This window comes from Novosphingobium sp. FG137, from assembly GCF_057809735.1.
In genome coordinates this window covers 1-21,344 of record NZ_JBMDKN010000013.1, presented here as the reverse complement: position 1 = coordinate 21,344, position 21,344 = coordinate 1, and the positions used below count along the sequence as shown (strand labels likewise).

Annotated in this window: 21 protein-coding genes; 18 read left to right on the top strand and 3 right to left on the bottom strand. The window is 64.5% G+C overall.

Going from position 1 to position 21,344, the window contains the following annotated elements; all coding sequences use genetic code 11:
- Positions 1–117: 117 nt before the first annotated feature.
- Positions 118–1,587 carry an aldehyde dehydrogenase gene (locus ACODS2_RS22775; protein WP_489000776.1) on the top strand — a complete coding sequence of 490 codons (1,470 nt, stop codon included), beginning with the start codon at positions 118–120 and terminating at the stop codon, positions 1,585–1,587.
- 157 nt (positions 1,588–1,744) lie between these two features.
- On the opposite strand, the gene ACODS2_RS22770 is transcribed toward ACODS2_RS22775, so the two are convergent.
- Genes ACODS2_RS22770 through ACODS2_RS22760 form a run of 3 tightly spaced genes read right to left on the bottom strand, consistent with a single transcriptional unit; the run spans position 1,745 to position 3,353 of the window.
- A complete protein-coding gene (locus tag ACODS2_RS22770) occupies positions 1,745–2,485 on the bottom strand; it encodes an SDR family oxidoreductase (protein WP_489000775.1) in 741 nt (246 codons plus the stop codon).
- An 8-nt stretch (positions 2,486–2,493) separates the two neighbouring features.
- Positions 2,494–2,949, bottom strand: coding sequence for a nuclear transport factor 2 family protein (locus ACODS2_RS22765; protein ID WP_298164753.1), 456 nt, complete (start codon positions 2,947–2,949; stop codon positions 2,494–2,496).
- A gap of 14 nt (positions 2,950–2,963) precedes the next feature.
- On the bottom strand, positions 2,964–3,353 hold the full coding sequence (locus tag ACODS2_RS22760) for a nuclear transport factor 2 family protein (RefSeq protein ID WP_489000774.1): 390 nt from the start codon (positions 3,351–3,353) through the stop codon (positions 2,964–2,966).
- Positions 3,354–3,421: 68 nt separating this feature from the next.
- Between ACODS2_RS22760 and ACODS2_RS22755 the strand changes: the two genes are divergently transcribed.
- The 17 genes from ACODS2_RS22755 to ACODS2_RS22675 all read left to right on the top strand — a co-directional run bounded on the left by ACODS2_RS22755 (position 3,422) and on the right by ACODS2_RS22675 (position 21,251).
- The gene (locus tag ACODS2_RS22755) at positions 3,422–4,291 is read left to right on the top strand and encodes a DUF8021 domain-containing protein (protein WP_489000773.1); all 870 of its coding nucleotides are present in this window, start codon (positions 3,422–3,424) and stop codon (positions 4,289–4,291) included.
- A gap of 161 nt (positions 4,292–4,452) precedes the next feature.
- Complete coding sequence (locus tag ACODS2_RS22750) at positions 4,453–6,621, top strand: PQQ-dependent dehydrogenase, methanol/ethanol family (RefSeq protein WP_489000772.1); 2,169 nt, start codon at positions 4,453–4,455, stop codon at positions 6,619–6,621.
- A gap of 128 nt (positions 6,622–6,749) precedes the next feature.
- Positions 6,750–7,247: a DUF3237 domain-containing protein gene (locus ACODS2_RS22745; protein ID WP_298164745.1), complete on the top strand. Its 498-nt coding sequence runs from the start codon at positions 6,750–6,752 to the stop codon at positions 7,245–7,247.
- Positions 7,248–7,313: 66 nt separating this feature from the next.
- Entirely contained in the window at positions 7,314–8,900 is a 1,587-nt protein-coding gene (locus ACODS2_RS22740; protein WP_489000771.1) for an FAD-binding oxidoreductase, read from the top strand.
- Positions 8,897–9,295, top strand: coding sequence for a c-type cytochrome (locus ACODS2_RS22735; RefSeq protein ID WP_489000770.1), 399 nt, complete (start codon positions 8,897–8,899; stop codon positions 9,293–9,295). Before ACODS2_RS22740 ends, ACODS2_RS22735 begins: the two co-directional genes overlap by 4 nt.
- A complete protein-coding gene (locus ACODS2_RS22730) occupies positions 9,295–9,657 on the top strand; it encodes a hypothetical protein (RefSeq protein WP_489000769.1) in 363 nt (120 codons plus the stop codon). Before ACODS2_RS22735 ends, ACODS2_RS22730 begins: the two co-directional genes overlap by 1 nt.
- Before the next feature lie 199 nt (positions 9,658–9,856).
- The gene (locus tag ACODS2_RS22725; RefSeq protein WP_489000768.1) at positions 9,857–10,636 is read left to right on the top strand and encodes a glutathione S-transferase family protein; all 780 of its coding nucleotides are present in this window, start codon (positions 9,857–9,859) and stop codon (positions 10,634–10,636) included.
- Positions 10,636–11,421: a glutathione S-transferase family protein gene (locus ACODS2_RS22720; RefSeq protein ID WP_489000767.1), complete on the top strand. Its 786-nt coding sequence runs from the start codon at positions 10,636–10,638 to the stop codon at positions 11,419–11,421. Before ACODS2_RS22725 ends, ACODS2_RS22720 begins: the two co-directional genes overlap by 1 nt.
- 7 nt (positions 11,422–11,428) lie before the next feature.
- Positions 11,429–12,994, top strand: a complete 1,566-nt coding sequence (locus ACODS2_RS22715; RefSeq protein WP_489000766.1) for an AMP-binding protein — start codon at positions 11,429–11,431, stop codon at positions 12,992–12,994.
- A gap of 101 nt (positions 12,995–13,095) precedes the next feature.
- Positions 13,096–15,183: a PQQ-dependent dehydrogenase, methanol/ethanol family gene (locus ACODS2_RS22710; RefSeq protein WP_489000765.1), complete on the top strand. Its 2,088-nt coding sequence runs from the start codon at positions 13,096–13,098 to the stop codon at positions 15,181–15,183.
- 45 nt (positions 15,184–15,228) lie between these two features.
- Positions 15,229–16,653 carry an aldehyde dehydrogenase family protein gene (locus ACODS2_RS22705; RefSeq protein WP_298173170.1) on the top strand — a complete coding sequence of 475 codons (1,425 nt, stop codon included), beginning with the start codon at positions 15,229–15,231 and terminating at the stop codon, positions 16,651–16,653.
- 68 nt (positions 16,654–16,721) lie between these two features.
- Positions 16,722–17,594: an amidohydrolase family protein gene (locus tag ACODS2_RS22700; protein WP_489000764.1), complete on the top strand. Its 873-nt coding sequence runs from the start codon at positions 16,722–16,724 to the stop codon at positions 17,592–17,594.
- A gap of 6 nt (positions 17,595–17,600) precedes the next feature.
- Positions 17,601–18,065: a protein tyrosine phosphatase family protein gene (locus ACODS2_RS22695; protein ID WP_489000763.1), complete on the top strand. Its 465-nt coding sequence runs from the start codon at positions 17,601–17,603 to the stop codon at positions 18,063–18,065.
- On the top strand, positions 18,065–18,814 hold the full coding sequence (locus ACODS2_RS22690; protein WP_489000762.1) for an SDR family NAD(P)-dependent oxidoreductase: 750 nt from the start codon (positions 18,065–18,067) through the stop codon (positions 18,812–18,814). Before ACODS2_RS22695 ends, ACODS2_RS22690 begins: the two co-directional genes overlap by 1 nt.
- A gap of 4 nt (positions 18,815–18,818) precedes the next feature.
- A complete protein-coding gene (locus tag ACODS2_RS22685; RefSeq protein WP_489000761.1) occupies positions 18,819–19,595 on the top strand; it encodes a glutathione S-transferase family protein in 777 nt (258 codons plus the stop codon).
- Entirely contained in the window at positions 19,574–20,335 is a 762-nt protein-coding gene (locus ACODS2_RS22680) for an alpha/beta fold hydrolase (RefSeq protein ID WP_489000760.1), read from the top strand. Before ACODS2_RS22685 ends, ACODS2_RS22680 begins: the two co-directional genes overlap by 22 nt.
- 13 nt (positions 20,336–20,348) lie before the next feature.
- The gene (locus ACODS2_RS22675; RefSeq protein ID WP_489000759.1) at positions 20,349–21,251 is read left to right on the top strand and encodes a TauD/TfdA dioxygenase family protein; all 903 of its coding nucleotides are present in this window, start codon (positions 20,349–20,351) and stop codon (positions 21,249–21,251) included.
- Positions 21,252–21,344: the final 93 nt, after the last annotated feature.

Here is a 21,344-nt window from a genome sequence, read left to right as displayed (position 1 = left end):
GAAGGGGCGGCCAGCGATGGTCGCCCCTTTTTTCTTGGGTCGCTCTTGCCTCAATTGTAACAAATGGTAGATTCAACGTCGAATGCGCCGGAGCAGGCGCCGTGGGGAGAAAGTATCATGCTGCCAGCGGGCGTCGCCATCGCGCATCCCGACAAGCTCTATATCGGCGGCGCGTGGGTGCCCGCCCACAGCGGGCGGCTGATCGAGCTTATCTCGCCCGATACCGAACAGGTCGTGGCGCGCGTAGCCGAGGCGGATGAGGCCGATATGGACGCGGCGGTGAGCGCGGCGCGGGCGGCGTTCGACCATGGGCCCTGGCCGATAATGGCGCCGGCGGAGCGGATCGCAGCGTTCCGGCGCATGGTGGGCCACTTGCGCGCGCGGGTGGATGAACTGGCGCGGTGCTGGACGGCGCAGATGGGCGGACTGGCCAGCTTTGCCGGGCCGATGCATGCGGGTTCGGTTGCGGTGCTGGAAGGCATTGCCGCGATTGCGGAGGACTTCGCCTTTGTCGAGCAGCGGCCGAGCATGGGCGCGGCGGCGGGCTTCGTGGTGCATGAACCGGTGGGAGTGGTCGCTGCCATTGCGCCGTGGAACGGGCCGTTTGGGATCATGGCGAACAAGGTGGCCTATGCGCTGCTCGCAGGATGCCCGGTGATCATGAAGCCTTCGCCCGAAACGCCGCTGGAGGCCTATATCATTGCCGAGGCAGCGGAGGCGGCGGGGCTACCGGCGGGGGTGGTGAACCTCGTGACCGGGCACCGCGAAGCGAGCGATCACCTCGTCTGCAACCACGGCGTGGACAAGGTGACGTTCACCGGATCGACCGTGGCGGGGCAGCGCATCGCATCGGTCTGCGGAGAGCGGATCGCGCGCTGCACGCTGGAGCTGGGCGGCAAGTCCGCCGCGCTGGTGCGCGATGATTTCCCGATTCCGATCGCCGCGAAGATGCTGGCGGGCACGATCACGATGATGAGCGGGCAGGTCTGCGCGATGCTGAGCCGCGTGATCGTGCCGCGCGCGCGGCATGACGAGCTGGCCGAGGCGATCGCAGGCGAGATGCGGCAGGTGGTGATCGGGCATTCGGATGACCCGCGCACGCAGTTGGGGCCGCTGGCGATGAAGCGGCAGCGCGACCGGGTGGAGATGTATATCGAGGAAGGCCGCAAAGTGGCCGATCTGGTCTGCGGCGGGGCGCGGCCGGCGCACCTCAATCAGGGCTATTTCATCGAGCCGACACTGTTCGCCAATGTGCCCAATGATAGCCGGATTGCGCAGGAGGAGATCTTCGGCCCGGTGCTCAGCCTGATCCCGGCGGATGACGAGGACGACATGATCCGCATCGCCAATGATTCGCGCTTCGGGCTGAACGGTTCGGTGCTGACACATGATGTGGATGCGGCGTACCGGATCGGGCGGCGTGTGCGCACGGGCGGGTTTGGGCAGAATGGCCTCAGGATGGATTTCGGGCTGCCTTATGGCGGGTTCAAGCAGTCCGGCATTGGGCGCGAGGGCGGGCGCGAGGGGTTGATGCCCTATCTGGAGGTGAAGACGCTGCTGCTGGATGGGGTGCCGTCGAGCCTCTAGGCTTGTTTGGTTCCCCCCATTTTGGCGAAGCCCAAATGGGGGGTGTCAGCCCGCAGGGCTGACGGGGGGTATGGAAACCAGAACCCCTCCGACCCGCTTCGCGGGCCACCTCCCCATTTGCCCCTTTGACAAGCTCAGGGGAAAATGGGGAGGACCTTCAGCCCAGCTCCACGCAGCCGCCGTCCACGTAGAGATCGACGCCGTTGATGAAGCTTGCCTCTGCGCTGGCGAGGAAGAGGACGGCGCGGGCAACTTCCTCCGCCTCGCCCATGCGGCCCAGGGGGACGACGCCGCCGAGCATCGCGCGGGTGGCCTCGATCTCGGCTTCGCTGGCGCCGCGCTTGAAGATCTCGGTCTCGGTGGGGCCAGGGCTCACCATGTTGACGCGGATCTTGCGCGGGAGGAGTTCCTTGCCGACGGTGCGGGCCATGGCGCGCAGGCCGGCCTTGGCGGAGGCGTAGGCCACGTTCCCGGCGAGAGCGAGTTCGCTGCCGATCGAGCCGGTGATGACGATAGCGCCGCCATCGCGCAGCAGCGGCAGGGCGTTCTGGATCGCGAAGAAGGCGCCGCGCAAGTTGACATTGTGGATGCCGTCCCAGAATTCCTCGGTCACGTGCGGCATGGCGGCAAACCCGCCGACCCCGGCGTTGACGAAGAGCACGTCGATCCCGCCGAGCGCGTGCTCGATCTCAGAGAGCGCGGCTTTGGTCTGCACCACATCGCCCATGTCGCTGGCGATGCCGAGTGCGCCCAGTTCTTCGGCGGCGGCGGCAAGCGTCTCGCGATTGCGGCCGGTGATGGCGAGCTTGGCGCCTTCGGCCGCGAACATTTTCGCGGCGGCGAGCCCGATCCCGGCATTGCCGCCGAGGATCACGACGCATTTGTCGGTAAAGCGCATGGTGCCCCTCAGAACATCGTGTTGGTGTTGGCGGACGTCTCGGGCACGGGGCTGATCACGTCCCAGTGCTCCATGACCTTGCAGCCTTGCACGCGGAACATGTCAACGACTGCGAAGCCGCGCTTCTGTTCGGGCGTGCCGTCTTCCTGCCAGCCGTGGCTGTGCGCGGCGACGAGGTTGCCATCGGCGATCACGCGGTGAATTTTCGTGCGCTGGCCGGGGTTGCCCTCGACGAATTTCGTGAGGAACGCGATGGCCGCCTCGCGCCCGGTCTGCGCGTAGGGGTTGTGCTGGATATAGCCCGGATCGACCCACTTCTCGAACGAGGAGCGCACCTTCTTCTCGATGTAGAATTCGTGGAGGAACTGGGTGACGACCTGTTTGGGCGTGAGCTTGCAGGTTTTGGCCTGAGCGGCGGCGGGCGCGGCGAGGAGGGCGAGAGCGGCTAGGGCAGCGAGGCGCATCGGGGGCTCCTTGGTCAGAACATCGAGTTGGGATTGACGGGATTGGCGGGCACGTCCTGCAGCACGTCCCAGTGCTCGACGATCATGCCATTTTCGCAGCGGAAGATATCGACCACGGCAATGCCCGGATCGCCCGGCCAGCGCTCGACATGGGTGTGGACGATCACGTGGTCGCCTTCGGCAAAGCTGCGGTGGATGGTCTGCTTCGCATCGGGCGATTCGACTTTCACATGATCGAGAAAGGCTTTCAGCGCGTCCACTCCGGGCGGGGCGAGCATGGAGTGCTGGATGTAATCGGGCGAAATGTAGCGGTCCACCGCGGTGCTATCCATGGCGATGAGCACCTTGTGGTACATCTCGATCACCAGGTCGTGATTGGCCTGTTCCGTGGCGGTTCGCGCCATCGACTCTCTCCCCTTTTATTCTAACATTTGATACGGTATGCCGGAATTCGAAGGGCGGTAAAGCCCCCATGGGAGAGATTATGGACCGCGCCGGTCTTTACGCCGCACTCGATGCATTTCTCGCCGCGCTGAATGCGGGCGACCACTCCCGGCTGGATTGGGCGGCGGGCGCGTATCACAGCGAAAACAACGTGATGCTGGAGATCGGCGACGGGGTTTGGGGCACGATCCAGAAGCTGGGCGAGTATCAGCTGCGGTTTGCGGATACCCGCACAGGGCAGGTCGGCTATTTCGGCACGGTGATCGAGGCGATCGAGGAATCGGCCTTCACGCTGCGGCTGAAGATCGCCGAGGATGGGGCAATTGCCGAGTGCGAGATGCTGATCGTGCGGCAATCGGACAGCGGCATAAAGTTCGAGAACTGCCGCTATTGGGACAAGCCGATCCTCCACCGCGAAGTGGTGGCCCCGGTGCCGCGCGCGGAGATGGTGGCGCTTTCCGACGGCTACTTCGATACGCTCCAGCGCAACGACGGGACGATCCACACCAAGTTCCATCCCGATTGCAACCGGGTGGAAAACGGCGTGCAGACGACGCGAAATCCCGAGTTTGCCAAGATCGTGCCGGTTTCCGCGCTGGGCTGCGAAGAGCAGTTCCGCATGGGCAACTACCGCTATGACGACGATCTGCGCGCGCGGCGCTTTCCGCTGGTGGACGAGGAGCGCGGGCTGGTGCTGGCCTTTGGTTTTATCGACCATTCGGGCCGGATCGACGAGTATCAACTCACCGACGGGCGCACGGTGAAGAGCCCCGTGCGGCGGCCGCACAGCTTCTATATCTCCGAGCTGTTCAAGATCGATCACGGGATGATCGAGCAGATCGAGGCGAACTTCATCACGGTGCCCTATCGGATGCCGAGCCCGTGGGACGCGCTGTGATGGGGGCCGGTGTTGTGCGGGCATGCTTCGACAGGCTCAGCGTGAGCGGGGTTAGGGGTTTGCCGCATCGCTTGGCTGACGTGGTGCGGGCATGCTTCGACAGGCTCAGGATGAGCGGCGTTGGGGGTAATGCCTCAAAAAGAAGTCCGCTCACCCTGAGCTTGTCGAAGGGTGCTTGCGCAGCACTCGCCGCACTCGCCCTTGGCGCTGCACCGCCGATGGTCGGCGCGGGGAGCGAATGGACCAGCCCGGGCGGGGATGCGGGCAAGACGCACCATTCGGCGCTGACCGGGATCAACGCGCATAATGTCGGCAAGCTGGGCCTTGCCTGGCAGGCCGAGCTTGGCACCATGCGCGGCATGGAAGCGACGCCGGTCATGGTCGGCGGGGTGCTTTATAGCTCGGGCGTGGCGGGGCGGGCCTATGCCTGGGATGCCGCGACGGGCAAGCAGCTCTGGGCCTTCGAGCCCGAGATCGACATGCAGCTCAATCGCACGGCGTGCTGCGACATGGTCAACCGCGGCGTCGCGGTCGCGCGCGGCAAGGTCTACGTCGCGACGCTCGATGGCTGGCTCTATGCGCTGGATGCGAAGACTGGCGCCGTGGTGTGGAAGAGCGACTTCATCGAGAACCGCAAGAAGGGCGACAATTCGACTGGCGCGCCGGAGATTGCTGGCGATGTCGTTGTGATCGGCATGGCGGGCGCGGAATACGATGTGCGCGGCTATGTGACGGCGCTCGATCTGGAAACGGGCAAGCTGCGCTGGCGCTGGCACGTAGTGCCGCGCGATCCGGCGTTGGGACCGCAGGAAACGCCCGAACTTGAGAAGGCGCTGGCGACCTGGGATCCGAAGAGCCGCTGGGACATTGGCGGCGGCGGCGCACCGTGGGATGCCATCGCGTTCGATCCGGAGACGGGCTATCTGCTCGTGGGCACCGGCAATGGCGGGCCTTATGCGACTTCGAAGCGCAGCCCGGCGGGGGGTGATAACCTCTACCTTGGCAGCCTCGTCGCGCTTGATCCGAAGACCGGACGGATGGTCTGGCACTATCAGGAAACGCCGGGCGACAACTGGGACTTCACTTCGACCCAGCCGCTGATCCTCACGCACCTGAAGGTGGACGGCGCGGATCGGACGGTGATCCTCCATGCGCCCAAGAACGGCTTTCTTTATGTGATCGACCGGGGAACCGGGAAACTGCTCAAGGCCAATCCGATTGCGCGGATGAACTGGGCCAAGGGGATCGATCCCGCCACCGGGCGGCCGATCCTGACGCCCGAGGAGAGCGACTACACGGCGGGGCCGAAGATCGTGTTTCCGGCGACTCCGGGGGCGCGCAACTGGCATCCCGCTTCGTTCGATCCGGCGACTGGGCTGTATTATGCTGCGGTGCTCGATCTGGGGAACCTGATCTTCATGACGCCGGGGCAGAAGCCGCTGAAGGCGCGCGGGCTCAACAACGATGCAGCGCTGATCTTCACGACCGATGTGAAAGATGCGCTGGCGACGTTCCCCGCGCCGATGGCCGATGCGGTGCGTGCCTTGCCTGCCTATGCAGAAGCGCTGCGCGATCCCGGCAAGGCGCAGATCCGCGCGATCGAGCCTTTGACGGGCAAGACGGTGTGGGCGGCGGATACGGCAGGCTGGCAGGACCGCGCTGGGGTGCTGACGACCGCTTCGGGGCTGCTGATCCATGGCAATGTGGGGGGCACGCTGTTGGTCCGCGATGCGAAGACCGGCAAGGTGCTGAAGCGCATCGAGACGGGTACCCCCATCATGGCGGCACCGATGACCTATCAGGTGAACGGCGTGCAATACATCGCGGTCATGGCCGGGTGGGGCGGGGGTGGGTTTCCGTTCGTGCCGCGCTATGCCGCCGCTTATGATCGGGGCAATCTGAACCGGCTGCTGGTGTTCAAGCTGGGCGGGGGCAAGGTGAAGGAACCGCCGTTGCTGCCGCCGCTCGAGGTCGCGCCCGAGCCGCCGGTGCAGGCCGCGGGGGTGACGGCGGAGACGATTGCGCGCGGGCAGGGGCTGTTCTTCGGCAATTGCGCGATCTGCCATGCCAACCGGCACCGCTCGATCACGCCGGACTTGCGCCGGATGCAGCCGGGGACGCACGCAATGTTCCGTGCAATCGTGCTGGAAGGCGCACTCGTGCCGGGCGGGATGCCGCGCTGGGATGATGTGCTTTCCCCCGGTGATGCCGATTCGATCCATGCCTATCTGATCGACCAGCAGAAGCAGATGCGGGCCGATGAACTGGCGAAGGTGAAGGCGGGCAAGCCGCTGGATGGGCCGAGCCTGACGATCTTGAGCAATTATTGAGAACCCAATCCAAAACCGCTCATGCTGAGCTTGTCGAAGCATCCTGCGCGGCGGTTGCGCCAGCACCCTTCGTCAGGCTCAGGGTGAGCGGGGATGGGGTTTGTGGGGTTTAGAAGGAAACGTTGATCATGGACTTTTCGACACTCGACAACCCCAGGCTGGAGTTTGCCTTTGCCTGCACCTTGCGCTTCACCCGCGTGCAGGTGGTGCCCGATGTGCCCACGGGGGGCATGCGCAGCGCGGTTTATGTCGATGATGGCGAGTTCGAGGGGCCGCGGCTGAAGGGCCGTGCGGTGCCCAATTCGGGCGGCGATTATGCCTTCTTCCGGCCCGATGACACGGCGGTGTTCGATGCGCGCTATATGCTCGAAGTCGATGATGGCACGCTGATCTACATGCAGAACAAGGGGTTCCTGTGGGGGCGCGAGCCGGGGACGATGGAGCGGCTGCGGAACTGGGCCTTCGCTGGCGGTGCGCCGGTGCCGCATGCCGAATACTATCTGCGCGCGCAGCCGACTTTCGAGACGAGCAAGGGCCCGCACGACTGGCTGACGCGGCACGTGTTCATCGGCGTGGGCGAGCGGCGGCCGGATGGAAACCACGTGCGGTATTATGCGCTGACTTGACGCGGCGGCCTTCGCGCGGCAAAACACTAACAATTGGTAGAAAATACACATGGGAGAATTCCGCCGGTGAAGCTGCATCTGCCGCCCCGCGTCAGCCCCAAGACGTTCGATGCCATGCTCACCGCCTCTGCCGGGGTCGTAGGTAAGGACTGGGTCATGGCGAGCGACGCCGACCGTGACGCCTATTCCGATGTCTATGCGCCCGGCTCGTCCGAGGAATGGCCCGCAGGCGCGGCGATTGCGCCCGCCAGCGTAGAGGAAGTGCGCGCGATCGTGCGGCTGGCGAACGAGCACAAGACGCCGCTCTGGCCGGTCTCGCGCGGCAAGAACCTGGGCTATGGCACTGCTGCGCCGCGCCTGCCGGGTTCGATCGTGCTCGATCTGGGGCGCATGAACAAGGTGCTCGAGCTCGATAGCGCGCTGGCCTACTGCGTGATCGAGCCGGGGGTCGGCTTCTTTGATCTCTATGAGCATATTCAGCGCGAAAAGGCCCCGCTGTGGCTTTCGGTGCCGGGCAATGCCTGGGGCTCGGTGCTCGGAAATGCGCTGGAGCACGGCATCGGTTATACGTCTTATGGCCTCCACGCGCGCAATCTGTGCGGGATCGAGGCGGTGCTGCCGGACGGCGATCTGATGCGCACCGGCATGGGCGCGATGACGAACAACCCGGCCTTCCATCTCTTTCCGATGAGCTATGGCCCGACGTTTGATCTGGCCTTTTCGCAGTCCAATCTCGGCATCGTGACCAAGGCCGGTCTGTGGTTGCAGCCCGCGCCCGAGACATCGCTTGAACTGGTGTGGGATATCCCGGCGGTGGACGATATCGGTTGGGTGATCGATACGATTGCGCCGCTGAAGATTTCCGGGCTGATCGACCAGAACGTGTTCATCCCGAGCTGGCTTGGCAAGATGGTGCTGAAAGGCCAGCGCAAGGATTTCTGGGACAAGCCGGGTGCGATTCCGGAAGCGCGCGTGGAAGAACTGCTCAAGGAGCACAAGCTGGGCTATTGGCAGGTCGCGTTGCGGTTCTACGGTGATGAAGGCGTGGTCAAGGCCAAGGCTGCGGTGGTGAAGGCGGCGATGGAGCGCAACCTCAAGACCCCGCCTGCCGAGCATTGGTGGCATCCGGGCGACTATGTCCACGGGGTCGAAATCACGATGGGCATCCCGTCTGCCGTGCCCTTGCAGATGAGCGACTGGATCGGCGGGCGCGGGGCGCACATGGGCTTTTCGCCGGTGGTGCCTGCAACCGGCAAGCACGTGCTTGATCAGATGCATCGCAGCCGCAAGATCATCGCGGACTTCGACGTGGACTTCTACGCCAGCTTCACCATTGGCGGGCGCTTTGCCAACAACGTCAACATGCTGATGTATGACCGCGACAACGCCGAGGAAGTGGTGAAAATGCGCCGCCTGTTCGATGCGCTCATCACGGAGACGGCCAAGGCGGGCTATGCCGAATACCGCACCCACCTTGGCTGGATGGACCCTGTGATGGACACCTTCGATTTCAACGGCCATGCGCTGCGCCGCTTTGGCGAGAAGGTGAAAAACGCGCTCGATCCCAATGGAATCGTTGCACCCGGCAAGCAGGGCATCTGGCCCGCCGCCTATGCCGCCCAGCGCGCCAAGAATTCGGGAGGCAAGGCATGAAGCGCCTGATTCTGGCAGCCGGATTGCTCGCGTCCGCCGCTGCGGCCCTCCCTCCCGGTCCGCCTCCAGGGCCGCCACCGCCCTACCAGATGCGCGGCGAGGCACCAGCGGGTGATCGGCTGAAGCCGGGCGGGGACGGCAAGGTGCTGTTTCAGGTCCACTGCGGCTATTGCCACCTTGCCGGCGGGATGGGCACCAACCTCCTCACCAAGCAGCGCATGATGATGGGCGAGACGCCGGACAAGGGCCTGCTTGCCAACCGCACCGACCTGACGGCGGACTATGTGAAGAGTGTAGTGCGCATGGGCAAGGGCGCGATGCCGGCGCAGACCAAGGTAGACGTCACCGATGCCGAACTGGATGCGGTCTCGAAGTACCTCGGGAAGGCGGGCTGATGCGGACCACGCGGCGCGGGGTGCTGAAAGGCGGAGCGCTTGCTGGCGCGGTGGCGGCTGTTCCGGTGGCGGCGCAGGCGGCGACAGAAATGGCGGCGGTGATCGTTTACGACAGCCGTCTGGCTGAATCCGCAAGCTTTGCAGGCGGGCGGGGAATCGATCTTGCCGCGGTCTCTCTGCGGGACGCCCATGCAGCGCTGGCGGGTGCGATGCGTGTCGAGGGGCTGACGCGGTGGAGCGACTGGACCGCGCTGCGCGGGCTGCTGGAAGAGCAGGGCTTGCGGCGGACGGCCGAGACGCGCGCTTCGGCGCCGCTCTCCGGCCACGATGGCCTGCTGCGCTGGAGCATGGCCGCGCGCTGAGGGCTGTTTCCCCCAGTGAAATGTGATCGCTCCGGAGCACTTAGCGCGCGGGCGGACTAGCGCCTAAGCGGGTGCTGCGATCTGCCTCTGCGGGCAGGACTGCTTGAACCGTCACGCTAGCTGATTTAGTATGTAACACTAACAATCAGCTCCGCATGTCCGGAGTCGGGAGAGAGCTTGCTGCCATGGTGCTCAACGCATGACCGACGTGACGCTCTATCACTGGGAGCCCAACGCCAATTCGGGCAAGCCGATGCTGGCGCTGATGGAAAAGGGCGTGCCCTTTTCCAGCCACTACATCGATATGCTGCAGTTCGATCAGCACAAGCCGGAATACCTTGCGATCAATCCGCAGGGGACGATCCCGGCGATGACGCACCAGGGACCTTGGGGTTCGCGCGTGCTGACCGAAAGCACGGCGATCATGGAATATGTGAACGCCGCGTTCCCGGGGCCGGACCTGATGCCGGCGGACGCGCAGGACCGCTGGCGGGTGCGCTGGTGGATGAAGTTCATGGACCAGTGGCTTGGGCCCAGCTTCTCGATGATCGGCTGGAGCGTGTTCGTCGGCCCGCGCGTGCGGGAGCGTGATCCGGAGGAACTGGCCGCCGCGATTGAACGCATTCCGCTGCCCGAGCGGCGCAGGGCATGGAAGAAGGCAATCAATGGCGATTTCAGCGCGGAGGAAATGGCCGAAAGCCGCCGCCGCGTGGCGCTGGGCGTCGCCAAGCTCGAGGAGGAGCTAGGCAAGCGAGACTATGTGGGTTCGGATGCCTACAGCCTGGCCGATATCAACATCTTCAACTCGACCTATTCGCTGCCGCTTTCGCAGCCCGATCTCGCCAGCAAGGACAAGACGCCCAACATCATGCGCTGGCTGAAGCGCGTCTATGAGCGCGAGGCAGTGGGCAAGACGTGGGCCATGGGCAAGACCGACATGGCGGCGCGCTATAGCCTGATGATGGAAGGGATCATCTGATGGAGCCAGTGCTTTATCATGGCGAACCCAATGGTGCTTCGCTGACCGTGCTGGCGGCGCTGGCCGAAAGCGGGCTCGACATTCCCTGCCGCCCGATCGACCTTCTGAGCGGTGCGCGGCACGCCCTGCCGGAGATTGCCGAGCCGATCGCGCTCGATCTGGGGATCGAGGGCGAGGGGCCAGTGCTGGTGATCGGCGGCGAGGCGATGACTGAGTCGGTGTTCCTCGCGCAATTTCTCGATGAAAGGGCGGGGGGCTGCGGGCTCCAGCCTGATGACCCTTACGCGCATTGGGAAATGCTGATGTGGTGCCGGCAGATCACCGAGCGGCTTTCGCCGGCGGCGGCGCTGCTGGGCAATCTGGCGCATTCGCAAGCGGCGATTGCAGCCATTCCGGCGCGAGACTTCGTTCATATTGCTGCAGCCATCCATTCGGACGACTTGCGCGAACGCTGGTTGGGCCTGCGTGACGGTACAATCGACGCAGCTCAAGTGGCGGACAGCGAGGCCAAGGTCGATCAGGCCGTGCAGCGCTGCGAGGACAAGCTGGCCGATGGACGCGAGTTCCTGATGGGCGCGTTCTCGATTGCCGATCTGGTCACCTACAGCTGGCTGGCGGGCATGGAACTGGTCCGTCCCGAAGCCTTCTCCGAAACGCCACTTACCCGTGCCTGGCTGGCGCGCGTGGCGGTTCGGCCCTGTATTCTGGCAGCTTTGGCCATGGCCAACACGCCGGAACCGCTTAAAACTTGGGCGCCTGGCCCGGAAATCAACCGTTGGGGATGAAAGCACGATGCGTGCAATCGACTACTTTGACCGTGGCCATGACCGCGATCCTTCGCGCCTTGCGATTATCGATACCGAATCCGGCCTGAAACTGACCTTTGCCGAGACCAAGGCGCTTTCCGAGCGCATTGCCGCGGCACTCCAGAAAGGCGGGTTCGAGAATCAGGACCTGCTCGGGCTTTATGGCCCGAACGATGGCATGCTGCTGGTGGTGGTGCTGGCGATGTGGCGCGCCAACGGCAAGTGGATCCCGGTCAACACGCGCAACGCGATCGAGGCCAATGCGGCCTACATCAACTATGTGCGGCTGAAGTGGATGGTCTACCACTCGTCGAAGGCCGACGAGGTGCAGCAGCTCAAGGACCTGTGCCCGACGCTGCAGCACTTCGTGTGCCTCGATCAGCGCATGGGCGATGACCCCAGCCTCGAGGAGTTCATGGCCGGGGTGAGCGAGGCCGACTTCGTCGAGCCCGAAACCGATGCGTTCGGCAACCTGATGGACATGGTCGGCATCTTCCCCACCGGCGGCACGACCGGCCCCTCCAAGGGCGCGAACGTGACCAACCTCGGCTGGGGCACGATGATCGAGACGGCGGCGGACGGCATGGGCGGGCGCACCGACAATCCGGTCGCGCTGGTTTCCGCGCCGATCACGCATGCGGCGGGGCCGATTGCACTTTCGACGATGAGCCTTGGCGCGACGCAGGTGATCCTGCCGGGCTTTGATGCCGAAGACGTGCTGCGCACGATCGAGGAGTACAAGGTCACGCACATGTACCTGCCGCCGACGGCCATGTACCAGTGCCTCGCGAGCCCGGAGATCGGGAAGCACGATTATTCGTCGCTGAAGATCTTCATCCTCGTCGGATCGCCCTGCAGCCCGGAAAAGCTGCGGCAGGCGGTGGAAATCTTCGGCCCCTGCATGTGCCAAGCCTATGGCCAGGTGGAGTGCCCGATGATCGTGGCGTGGTTCCCGCCCGAGGACGTGGCGCGCTTTGCCAAGGAGGCGCCGGAAAAGCTCGCCTCGTGCGGTAAGCCGACCCGCTCGATCAAGGTCACGCTGATGGACGACGATGGCAATCACATGCCGCTGGGCGAGGCGGGCGAGATCTGCGTGCGCGGCGCGCTGGTGACGCATTCCTACTTCGAGAAGCCCGAAGAAACCGCCGAGATCCGCAAGTTCGGCTGGCACCATACGGGCGACGTCGGCAAGTTCGATGCGGACGGCTATCTCTATATTGTCGACCGCAAGAAGGACATGGTCGTCTCGGGGGGCTTCAACGTCTTCACCGCCGAAGTCGAGGCGGCGGTGACCGAACTGGCAGCTGTGCGCGAGGCCTGCGTGTTCGGCATCCCGCACGAGAAGTGGGGCGAGCAGGTCCATGCAGTGGTCGTCGCCGATGGGATCACCGGCGAGGAAATCATCGCCTATACCAAGCAGCGGCTGGGCGGCGTGAAGGCGCCCAAATCGATCGAGTTCATCGATGCCATTCCCCGCACCGCTGCGGGCAAGATGGACAAGAAGGCGCTGCGCAAAAAGTACTGGGGCGACGCGCAGCGTATGGTGAATTGACCGAGGGTCGTTTAAACAGCCGGTTAAAGTGATCCGGGGTCGCACCGGGCAGTCAGGAGAAGGTGACGGATATGCGCGTTTCGTTCGTTCGCAAGTTGGCCATGGCATCGGTTCTCGCACTTTCGGCGGGGGCGGTGGCGCAATCGGGTGCGATGGCCGGAGTGACCGACGCGATGCTGCTGAGCGTCCCGGCGGGCGAATGGCTGAGTTATGGCCGCGACTATGCCGAGCAGCGCTATTCGCCGCTCAAGCAGGTCAACGAGTACAACGTCGATCAACTGGGCCTTGCCTGGTTTGCCGACCTGGACACCGCGCGTGGGCAGGAAGCCACCCCGCTGATGCACGACGGTGTGCTCTATGTCTCGACCGCATGGTCGATGGTGAAGGCCTATGACGCGAAGACCGGCAAGCCGCTGTGGGCCTATGATCCCAAGGTGCCGCGCGAAACCCTGGTGCGCACCTGCTGCGATGCGGTGAACCGGGGTGTAGCGCTTTATGGCGACAAGCTGTTTGTCGCGGCGCTGGATGGCCGGCTGATCGCGCTCGATCAGAAGACGGGCAAGGTGATCTGGGAAAAGGTCACGGTGCCCAACCAGACCGACTACACGATCACCGGCGCGCCGCGCATCGTGAAGGGCCGCGTGCTGATTGGCGCGGCTGGCGCGGAATACAAGGCGCGCGGCTATATCGCGGCCTATGACCCGGAGACGGGCAAGGAAGTGTGGCGCTTCAACACCGTGCCGGGCAACCCCGCTAAAGGCTTCGGTGTCGAAGGCGTCAACAAGGCGGCGCATGAAGCGGCGGCCAAGACCTGGGGCAACAAGTGGTGGACCCTCGGCGGCGGCGGCACCGTGTGGGATTCGATCACCTACGATCCGGAAACCAACCTCGTCCTCTTCGGCACCGGCAATGCCGAGCCGTGGAATCCGGCTGCCAATGGGCGTGCGGGTGACAGCCTCTACACCTCATCAATCGTGGCGGTGAATGCCGATACGGGCCAGTATGCATGGCATTTCCAGGAGACGCCGGAAGACCGCTGGGACTTCGACTCGGATCAGCAGATCACGATTGCCGACGTGGTGATCGGCGGCGAGAAGCGCCACGTGGCCATGCATGCGCCCAAGAACGGGCACGTCTATGTGCTCGACGTGAAGACCGGCAAGTTCCTTTCGGCAACCCCCTGGGTTCCGGTGAACTGGGCAACGGCAGTCGATCCCGAGACCGGGCGCCCGACCATCAACCCCGATGCGCAGTATGAAAAGACCGGCAAGCCCTTCGTCAGCCTGCCCGGCGCGGTCGGCGCGCATTCGTGGCAGCCGCAGAGCTACAGCCCGAAGACCGGCTATCTCTACATCCCGACCAACCTTGCCGCATTCCCCTATATGGCGGCGGCGGGCTGGAAGCCGACCGATATCGGCTTCCAGACGGGTCTTGACGGTTATGCCGTGGCGATGCCGGCTGATGCCAAGGTGCAGGCGGGTGCGAAGGCGGCGACCACCGGGCAACTGGTGGCGTGGGATGTGGCGAATCGGAAGCCGGCGTGGAAGGTCGATCTCATCGGCCCCTCGAACGGCGGTGTGCTTTCGACCGCGGGTAACCTCGTGTTCCAGGGCACGGCTGCGGGCGAATTCGTGGCCTATACCGCGAACAAGGGCGAGAAGCTGTGGTCGTTCCCGGCGCAGACCGGGATCATCGCCGCGCCGATGACCTATGCGATCGATGGCGAGCAGTATGTCGCCATCCTCGCCGGCTGGGGCGGCGTATGGGATATTGCCACCGGCGTGCTGGCCAACAAGGCCGGCGCGGCACGCAACATCAGCCGCCTGCTGGTGTTCAAGCTCGGCGCCAAGGGCCAGCTGCCCGAAGCGCCCCCGATGAACCAGATGGTGCTCGATCCGCCGCCGTTCACCGGCACGCAGGCGCAGGCCACCAAGGGCGGCCAGCTCTATGGCCGCTACTGTTCGGTCTGCCACGGCGATGCGGCGGTTTCGGGCGGGCTCAACCCCGATCTGCGCCACTCGGCGATCATCAACTCCGCCGACGCGCTGAAGGCGGTGGTGATCGGCGGCCAGCTCCACGAACTGGGCATGGTTTCGTTCAAATCAGCGCTCAAGCCCGCTGACGCGGAGGCGATCCGCATGTATCTCATCAAGCGTGCCAACGAAGACAAGGCGCTGGCATCGCGCTGACAAAATGCTATAACCTAGAACAATCCATAGAGGACGGAGAGACCCATGACCAAACTCTACCCCAATCTGATCGACGGCGAGCTTGTAACCACTGCCACCGCGCTCGACGTGGTGAACCCGGCGAACGAGCAGGTGATCGGCCAGGTGCCGGCTTGCGGCGCCGAGGAGCTTGACCGCGCCGTGGCCGCTGCCCGCCGCGCCTTCAAGACCTGGTCCAAGACCCCGGTTGATGATCGCCGTGCGGTGATCCGCGCCATGGCCGCAGCCATCGACGCCAACTTCGACGAGCTGTTCCGCCTCCTCACCGCCGAACAGGGCAAGCCGCACCAGCAGGCCCAGTTCGAAATCGGCGGCTGCTCGGCGATGATGAACGCGCAGTCGACGCTGACGCTGGAAGAGACGATCAACGAGGACAGCGACGAACGCCTCAGCCGCACGCGCCGCGTGCCGGTCGGCGTGGTCGGCGGCATCGTGCCGTGGAACTTCCCGATCCTGATGGCCGTGCAGAAGATCGCGCCCGCGATTCTTTCGGGCTGCACCATCGTGCTCAAGCCCTCACCGTTTACTCCGCTGACCACGCTCCGTTTTGCCGAGCTGATCAAGGACATCGTGCCCGCGGGCGTCGTCAACATCATCACCGGCGAGGATGCCCTCGGCCCGATGATCACCGCGCACCCGGACATCGACAAGATCACCTTCACCGGCTCCACCGCGACCGGCAAGAAGATCATGGAAGGCGCCTCGAAGGACCTCAAGCGCATCACGCTCGAACTCGGCGGCAATGACGCCTCGATCGTGCTGCCTGACGCCGACGTTGCCAAGGTGGCCGAGCAGCTGTTCTGGTCGAGCTTCACCAACGCGGGCCAGATCTGCGTGGCGGCCAAGCGCATCTATATCCACGAAGACATCTACGACGAGATGAGCGCGGCGATTGCCGAGTACGCGAAGAACGTGACCGTGGGCGATGGTGCCAACCAGGGCACCGGCGTGGGTCCGATCCAGAACAAGAAGCAGTTCGACCGCGTGTGCGAGCTGATCGAGGACGCCAAGGCCAACGGCTACAAGTTCCTCGTCGGCGGCGATGTCGATCCTTCGGGCTCGGGCTACTACGTGCCGATCACCATTCTCGACAACCCGCCCGAAGACGCGCGGATCGTTGCCGAGGAGCAGTTCGGCCCGGTCATGCCGCTGATGAAGTTCTCGTCTGACGACGAAGTCATCGCGCGCGCCAACAACTCGGAATATGGCCTCGCCGGCGCGGTGTGGACCAAGGATACCGAGCGCGGCGTGAAGATTGCCGAGCAGCTCGAAACCGGCACGGTGTGGATCAACGAGTTCCTCCACCTCTCGCCCTTCGCACCATTCGGCGGTCACAAGCAGTCCGGCTTCGGCGCGGAATACGGCATCGAGGGCCTGAAGGAGTTCACCTACAGCCAGGTGATCACCGTCAAGAAGGACGCGCTCGTCTGAGCCATGTTTGAGTGAACAACAGCCCCGGCGACCGCGCGGTCGTCGGGGCTTTTTTCAAGGAATTGCCGGTGCCCATCGATATTACGAAGATCAAGGCCATCGACGTGCACGTGCATGCCGAGGTTTCGTGCCACGATCCGGAAGATCCGGTGATGGGCAAGTTCTTCGATGCGGCATCGGCCTATTTCAAGGCCCCGCGCGAACGGCCCAAGATGCCCGAGATCGTCGAGATCTACCGCGAGCAGCAGATCGCGTTCTGCATGTTCACGGTCGATGCGGAGTGCGGCATGGGCGCGAAGCGGGTCTCGAACTACGAAGTCGCCGAAATGGCGCTCAAGAACGACGATATCTGCATCGCGTTCGCCTCGATCGACCCGCACAAGGGCAAGTTCGGCGCGCGTGAGGCGCGCGATCTGATCGAGAACTACGGGGTCAAGGGCTTCAAGTTCCACGGCATCGTGCAGGATTGCCACCCGGCGGACCGTGTGGCCTATCCGATCTATGAAGTGATCGCCGAATACGGTTTGCCTGCCATCTTCCACACCGGCCATTCGGGCATGGGCACAGGCATGCGCGGCGGCGGCGGGATGCGGCTCAAGTATGGCCAGCCGATGCTGATCGACGATGTTGCGGTCGACTTTCCCGACATGAAGATCATCCTTGCGCACCCTTCGTGGCCATGGGTGGATGAAAGCCTTTCGATGGCGCTGCACAAGGACAACGTCTTTATCGACCTGTCCGGCTGGAGCCCCAAGTACTTCGCGCCGCAGATCATTCAGTATGCCAACACGCAGCTGAAGCATAAGATGCTGTTCGGGTCTGACTTCCCGCTGATCCACCCGCAGAAGTGGATCGATGCCGCGCTCAAGGTGGGCTTCCGGGATGAGGTGCTGCCCGGCATCATGAAGGACAACGCGCTGCGCGTGCTGGGGCTGGCCTGAGCCGGTATGGAGACAGATCCCGCCGATATCCGCGGCTGGCAAAGGTTGAGCGGCGATGTGACGACTTCGGGGCGGCTCGAGGACCATGATGTCGCCCGCCTTGCCGCACTGGGCGTGAAGCAGGTCGTCAATCTGGCGCTCGACAGCCATCCCGAGGCGCTGGCTGACGAGGCGGGCCGGTTTGGCGCCGAAGGTATCGCCTACACGCACATTCCGGTGCCGTTCGATGCGCCTGCCGAGGCCCATTTCGAGGCGTTCCGCGCGGCAATCGAGCAGGGGCCGAAGCCGGTACACGTGCATTGCATCATGAACTGGCGGGTCTCCGCGTTCTTCTACCGGCTGCACCGCGATTTTCAGGGGATGCCCGAGGCGGAGGCGCGCGCACTCATGGCGCAGCAATGGGTTCCTGATGCGGCGGACAAGCTGGGGTGGCAGGCCTGGGCGGAATTCATCGCACCGAAGGCGGACTGATGGATTTCGCCGGCCAGCATGTCGTGATCACCGGCGCTTCAACCGGGATCGGCCGGGCTGCGGTGGAGCGGCTGGTGCGCGGCGGAGCGCGGGTGACGGTGATTGCGCGGCGGGGCGAGTTGCTCGCCGATCTTTGCGCGGAGCTGGGCGCAGGTGCCGGCTGGGCAGCAGCGGACGTAGGCCAGCAGGACCAGCTGATTGCCGCGCTGGACAGTGCAGTCGCGCAGCATGGGCCTATCGATGGACTGTTCCTCAACGCAGGGACGGGCGGGACGTTCGCGCCGCTGGAACACTATTCGGACGATGCGTTTGATTCGCTGATGGCGGTCAACATGAAGTCCGCATTCTGGGCCGTGCGCCATGTGCTGCCGGCAATGAAGGCGCGCGGGCACGGCTCGATCCTGATCACCGGCAGCCTTGCTTCCGAGCGCGGGATGGCGATGAACGTGGGCTATGTGATGAGCAAACACGCGGTGCTGGGCCTTGCCCGCGCGGCGGCGCTGGAAGGGGCTGCCTATGGCGTGCGCGTCAATTGCCTCGTGCCCGGTTTCATCGATACCCCGCTGCTCGGAGGTGTGCCGCCCGAGCAGCTGACCTCGCTCGCCGCCAATGTGCCGCAGGGGCGGCTGGGCAGCGCAGCTGATGTCGCCGAAGTTGCCGCCTTCCTGCTTTCACGCGCTGCCGCGCATGTCACCGGCCAGAGCTGGGCGGTGGATGGCGGCGTGCTGGGCACTCTTGCCGTAAGGTAACTGTATGACGCTCAAGTACTACCACGCCGAACCGCTGGCCAATTCGCTCAAATCCATGGCCCCGCTCAAGGAGAAGGGGCTGGACTACGAGAGCGTGTATGTCGACCTGCACAAGTTCGAGCAGCACCAGCCGTGGTTCACCGCGATCAATCCCGAAGGCCAGGTGCCGGTGCTCGATCATGATGGCACGATCATCACCCACACCACGGTGATCAACGAGTATCTGGAAGATGTGTTTCCCGATGCGCAGCCCGCTGACGGCCCGCTGCGTCCGCGCGATGCGGTGGGGGCGGCGCGGATGCGCTATTGGAACAAGTTCGTCGACGAGCAGGTGATGAACTTCGTCTCGATGCACGGCTGGCACCGCATGGTGGGCGTGATTGCGCGCAATATCGAGAGCGGCGAGTTCGAGAAGCTGCTCGAGAGCATCCCGCTGCCCGATCAGCGCAAGAAGTGGGCGACGGCGCGTTCAGGCTTTTCCGAAGCCGATCTGGCGAACGCGACGGCCAAGATCGAATACGCGGTGGACAAGGTGGAGAAGCAGCTGGCGGAAACGCCGTGGCTGGCGGGCGCGACCTACACGCTGGCGGATATCAATTTCTATTCGCACTGCGGGATGATGGTGGAGCGGATGTTCCCCAAGATGGAGATCGCCAAGCGCGCGCCGCGTCTGGTGGAATGGCGCGACCGCGTGACGGCGCGGCCGGGCATGGCGGCGGCATTGAAGAGCGAGGACCGCACGGCACCGGGGCTGCGCACATGGTCGGGGCATGTGCGCTGATGGCGGGTTTCGTGCTGATACATGGTTCGTGGCATGGCGGCTGGTGCTTCGATCCGGTTGCGGAATTGCTGCGCGCGCGCGGGCATGCGGTTGTCGCGCCGACTTTGCCGGCGATGGGCGGGACGGCTGAGGAAATGGCCGCGATCACGCTGGGTGACTGGGGCTTCTTTGCTGCGCAGCATTGCCGCGAGCTGAAGGCGCAGCTTGGCGGCGCGCCGGTCGTGCTGGCAGGGCATAGCCGCGGCGGGTTGGTGGTGAGCACCGCAGCGGAGCGCGATCCGGGGGCGATGGACGCGCTGGTCTATATCTGCGCGATGATGCTGCCTTCGGGCGTATCGCGCGCCGAATTCAAGGCGCTGGAAGAGCCCAATCCCGATTTCGACGCGATCATCAGCAAGGTGCATGATGGCGCGGCGACGGTGGTCGATCCTGAGCGGGCCGGGCCGGTGTTTGCGCAGATCTCGCCGCCCGAGTTGGTGGCGGGCGTGCTGCCGCGCTTGCTGGCGGAGCCGCATGGGCCACGCGCGGAATTGCTGCAGCTTTCAGCCCAGCGCTGGGGTTCTTTGCCGCGCACCTATATCGAATGCACCGAGGACCGCACGATCCCGATCACCAGCCAGCGCCGGATGCAGGCCATGTCGCCCGGTGCGCGGGTGGTGACGCTCGATGCCGACCACAGCCCCTACCTCTCGCGCCCGGTGGAACTGGCCGATGCGCTGGAGGGGGCCATTCCGGCCTGATGGAGAGAAGCTGATGCGCGAAGTGAGGCTGAGCCCGCAGGGCGATTTCGATAATGCGGCGCGGGATTACAAGCATATCACCGCGCATCCGCTAACCGCCGCGATGGGGGCAGAAATCACCGGGGTGCGGCTGGGGCATGATCTGGCTCCGGAGGCCTTCGACGAGATCCGCGACGCGCTGTGGCGGCACAAGATGGTGTTTCTGCGCGATCAGCACCTCACGCATTCCGAGCACGAAGCGTTTTCGGCGCGGTTCGGGCCGTTTGCGGTCGATGCCTACACACAAGGGGTGGAGGGGCACCGCAATGTCCATCCGCTGATCAAGGAAGCGGACACCAAGACCAAGGCGCTGTTCGGCAGCGGCTGGCACACCGATTCGCCGTTTCTGGATGAGCCGCCTTCGGTGACGATCCTGCGGGCCATTCAGGTGCCGCCCTATGGGGGGGACACGACCTGGACCGATACGCAGCTGGCCTGGCGGATGCTGAGCCCCGCAATGCAGGCGATGCTGCGCCCTCTGAAGGTGCATATGTCGGCTGAGGCGAACGTGGCGACGCAGGAGCGGATCAGCGGCAAGCCGATGGCCTTTGCCAATGACGACCGGCGCAGCTCCGCGCTCAACGGCAATTTCCACCCACTGGTGCGCACGCATCCCTTCACCGGGCTGCCCTCGCTCTATGTGGACGAGGTTTATGCCGTGGGGATCGAGGGCATGACCGAGGCGGAAAGCCGCCCGATCCTCGACATGCTGACGCGGCATATCACGCAGGCCGGGTTCACCTGCCGCCTGCGCTGGGAACCCGGCATGATCGCGATGTGGGACAACCGCGCCGCGCTGCATCTGGCGCCTAATGATTATGACGGGTTCCGGCGCGAGATGTACCGCACGACGATGGCGGGGGAGCGGCCGGAGTAGGGTTGCGGGAGGAAGCGGGACCCCGGATCAAGTCCGGGGTGAAGGGGGTTTTGGTCTGGTCGCTCTGGATTCCCGCCTTCGCGGGAATGACGA

Bases quoted from the DNA above. Each gene is read 5' to 3' on its own strand.
- ACODS2_RS22680 (WP_489000760.1), top strand. From the start codon at position 19,574: ATGGTCGGGGCATGTGCGCTGATGGCGGGTTTCGTGCTGATACATGGT.
- ACODS2_RS22770 (WP_489000775.1), bottom strand. From the start codon at position 2,485: ATGCGCTTTACCGACAAATGCGTCGTGATCCTCGGCGGCAATGCCGGG.
- ACODS2_RS22775 (WP_489000776.1), top strand. From the start codon at position 118: ATGCTGCCAGCGGGCGTCGCCATCGCGCATCCCGACAAGCTCTATATC.
- ACODS2_RS22685 (WP_489000761.1), top strand. From the start codon at position 18,819: ATGACGCTCAAGTACTACCACGCCGAACCGCTGGCCAATTCGCTCAAA.
- ACODS2_RS22745 (WP_298164745.1), top strand. From the start codon at position 6,750: ATGGACTTTTCGACACTCGACAACCCCAGGCTGGAGTTTGCCTTTGCC.
- ACODS2_RS22675 (WP_489000759.1), top strand. From the start codon at position 20,349: ATGCGCGAAGTGAGGCTGAGCCCGCAGGGCGATTTCGATAATGCGGCG.
- ACODS2_RS22695 (WP_489000763.1), top strand. From the start codon at position 17,601: ATGGAGACAGATCCCGCCGATATCCGCGGCTGGCAAAGGTTGAGCGGC.
- ACODS2_RS22715 (WP_489000766.1), top strand. From the start codon at position 11,429: ATGCGTGCAATCGACTACTTTGACCGTGGCCATGACCGCGATCCTTCG.
- ACODS2_RS22725 (WP_489000768.1), top strand. From the start codon at position 9,857: ATGACCGACGTGACGCTCTATCACTGGGAGCCCAACGCCAATTCGGGC.
- ACODS2_RS22755 (WP_489000773.1), top strand. From the start codon at position 3,422: ATGGGAGAGATTATGGACCGCGCCGGTCTTTACGCCGCACTCGATGCA.
- ACODS2_RS22760 (WP_489000774.1), bottom strand. From the start codon at position 3,353: ATGGCGCGAACCGCCACGGAACAGGCCAATCACGACCTGGTGATCGAG.
- ACODS2_RS22705 (WP_298173170.1), top strand. From the start codon at position 15,229: ATGACCAAACTCTACCCCAATCTGATCGACGGCGAGCTTGTAACCACT.
- ACODS2_RS22730 (WP_489000769.1), top strand. From the start codon at position 9,295: ATGCGGACCACGCGGCGCGGGGTGCTGAAAGGCGGAGCGCTTGCTGGC.
- ACODS2_RS22710 (WP_489000765.1), top strand. From the start codon at position 13,096: ATGGCATCGGTTCTCGCACTTTCGGCGGGGGCGGTGGCGCAATCGGGT.
- ACODS2_RS22765 (WP_298164753.1), bottom strand. From the start codon at position 2,949: ATGCGCCTCGCTGCCCTAGCCGCTCTCGCCCTCCTCGCCGCGCCCGCC.
- ACODS2_RS22720 (WP_489000767.1), top strand. From the start codon at position 10,636: ATGGAGCCAGTGCTTTATCATGGCGAACCCAATGGTGCTTCGCTGACC.
- ACODS2_RS22690 (WP_489000762.1), top strand. From the start codon at position 18,065: ATGGATTTCGCCGGCCAGCATGTCGTGATCACCGGCGCTTCAACCGGG.
- ACODS2_RS22735 (WP_489000770.1), top strand. From the start codon at position 8,897: ATGAAGCGCCTGATTCTGGCAGCCGGATTGCTCGCGTCCGCCGCTGCG.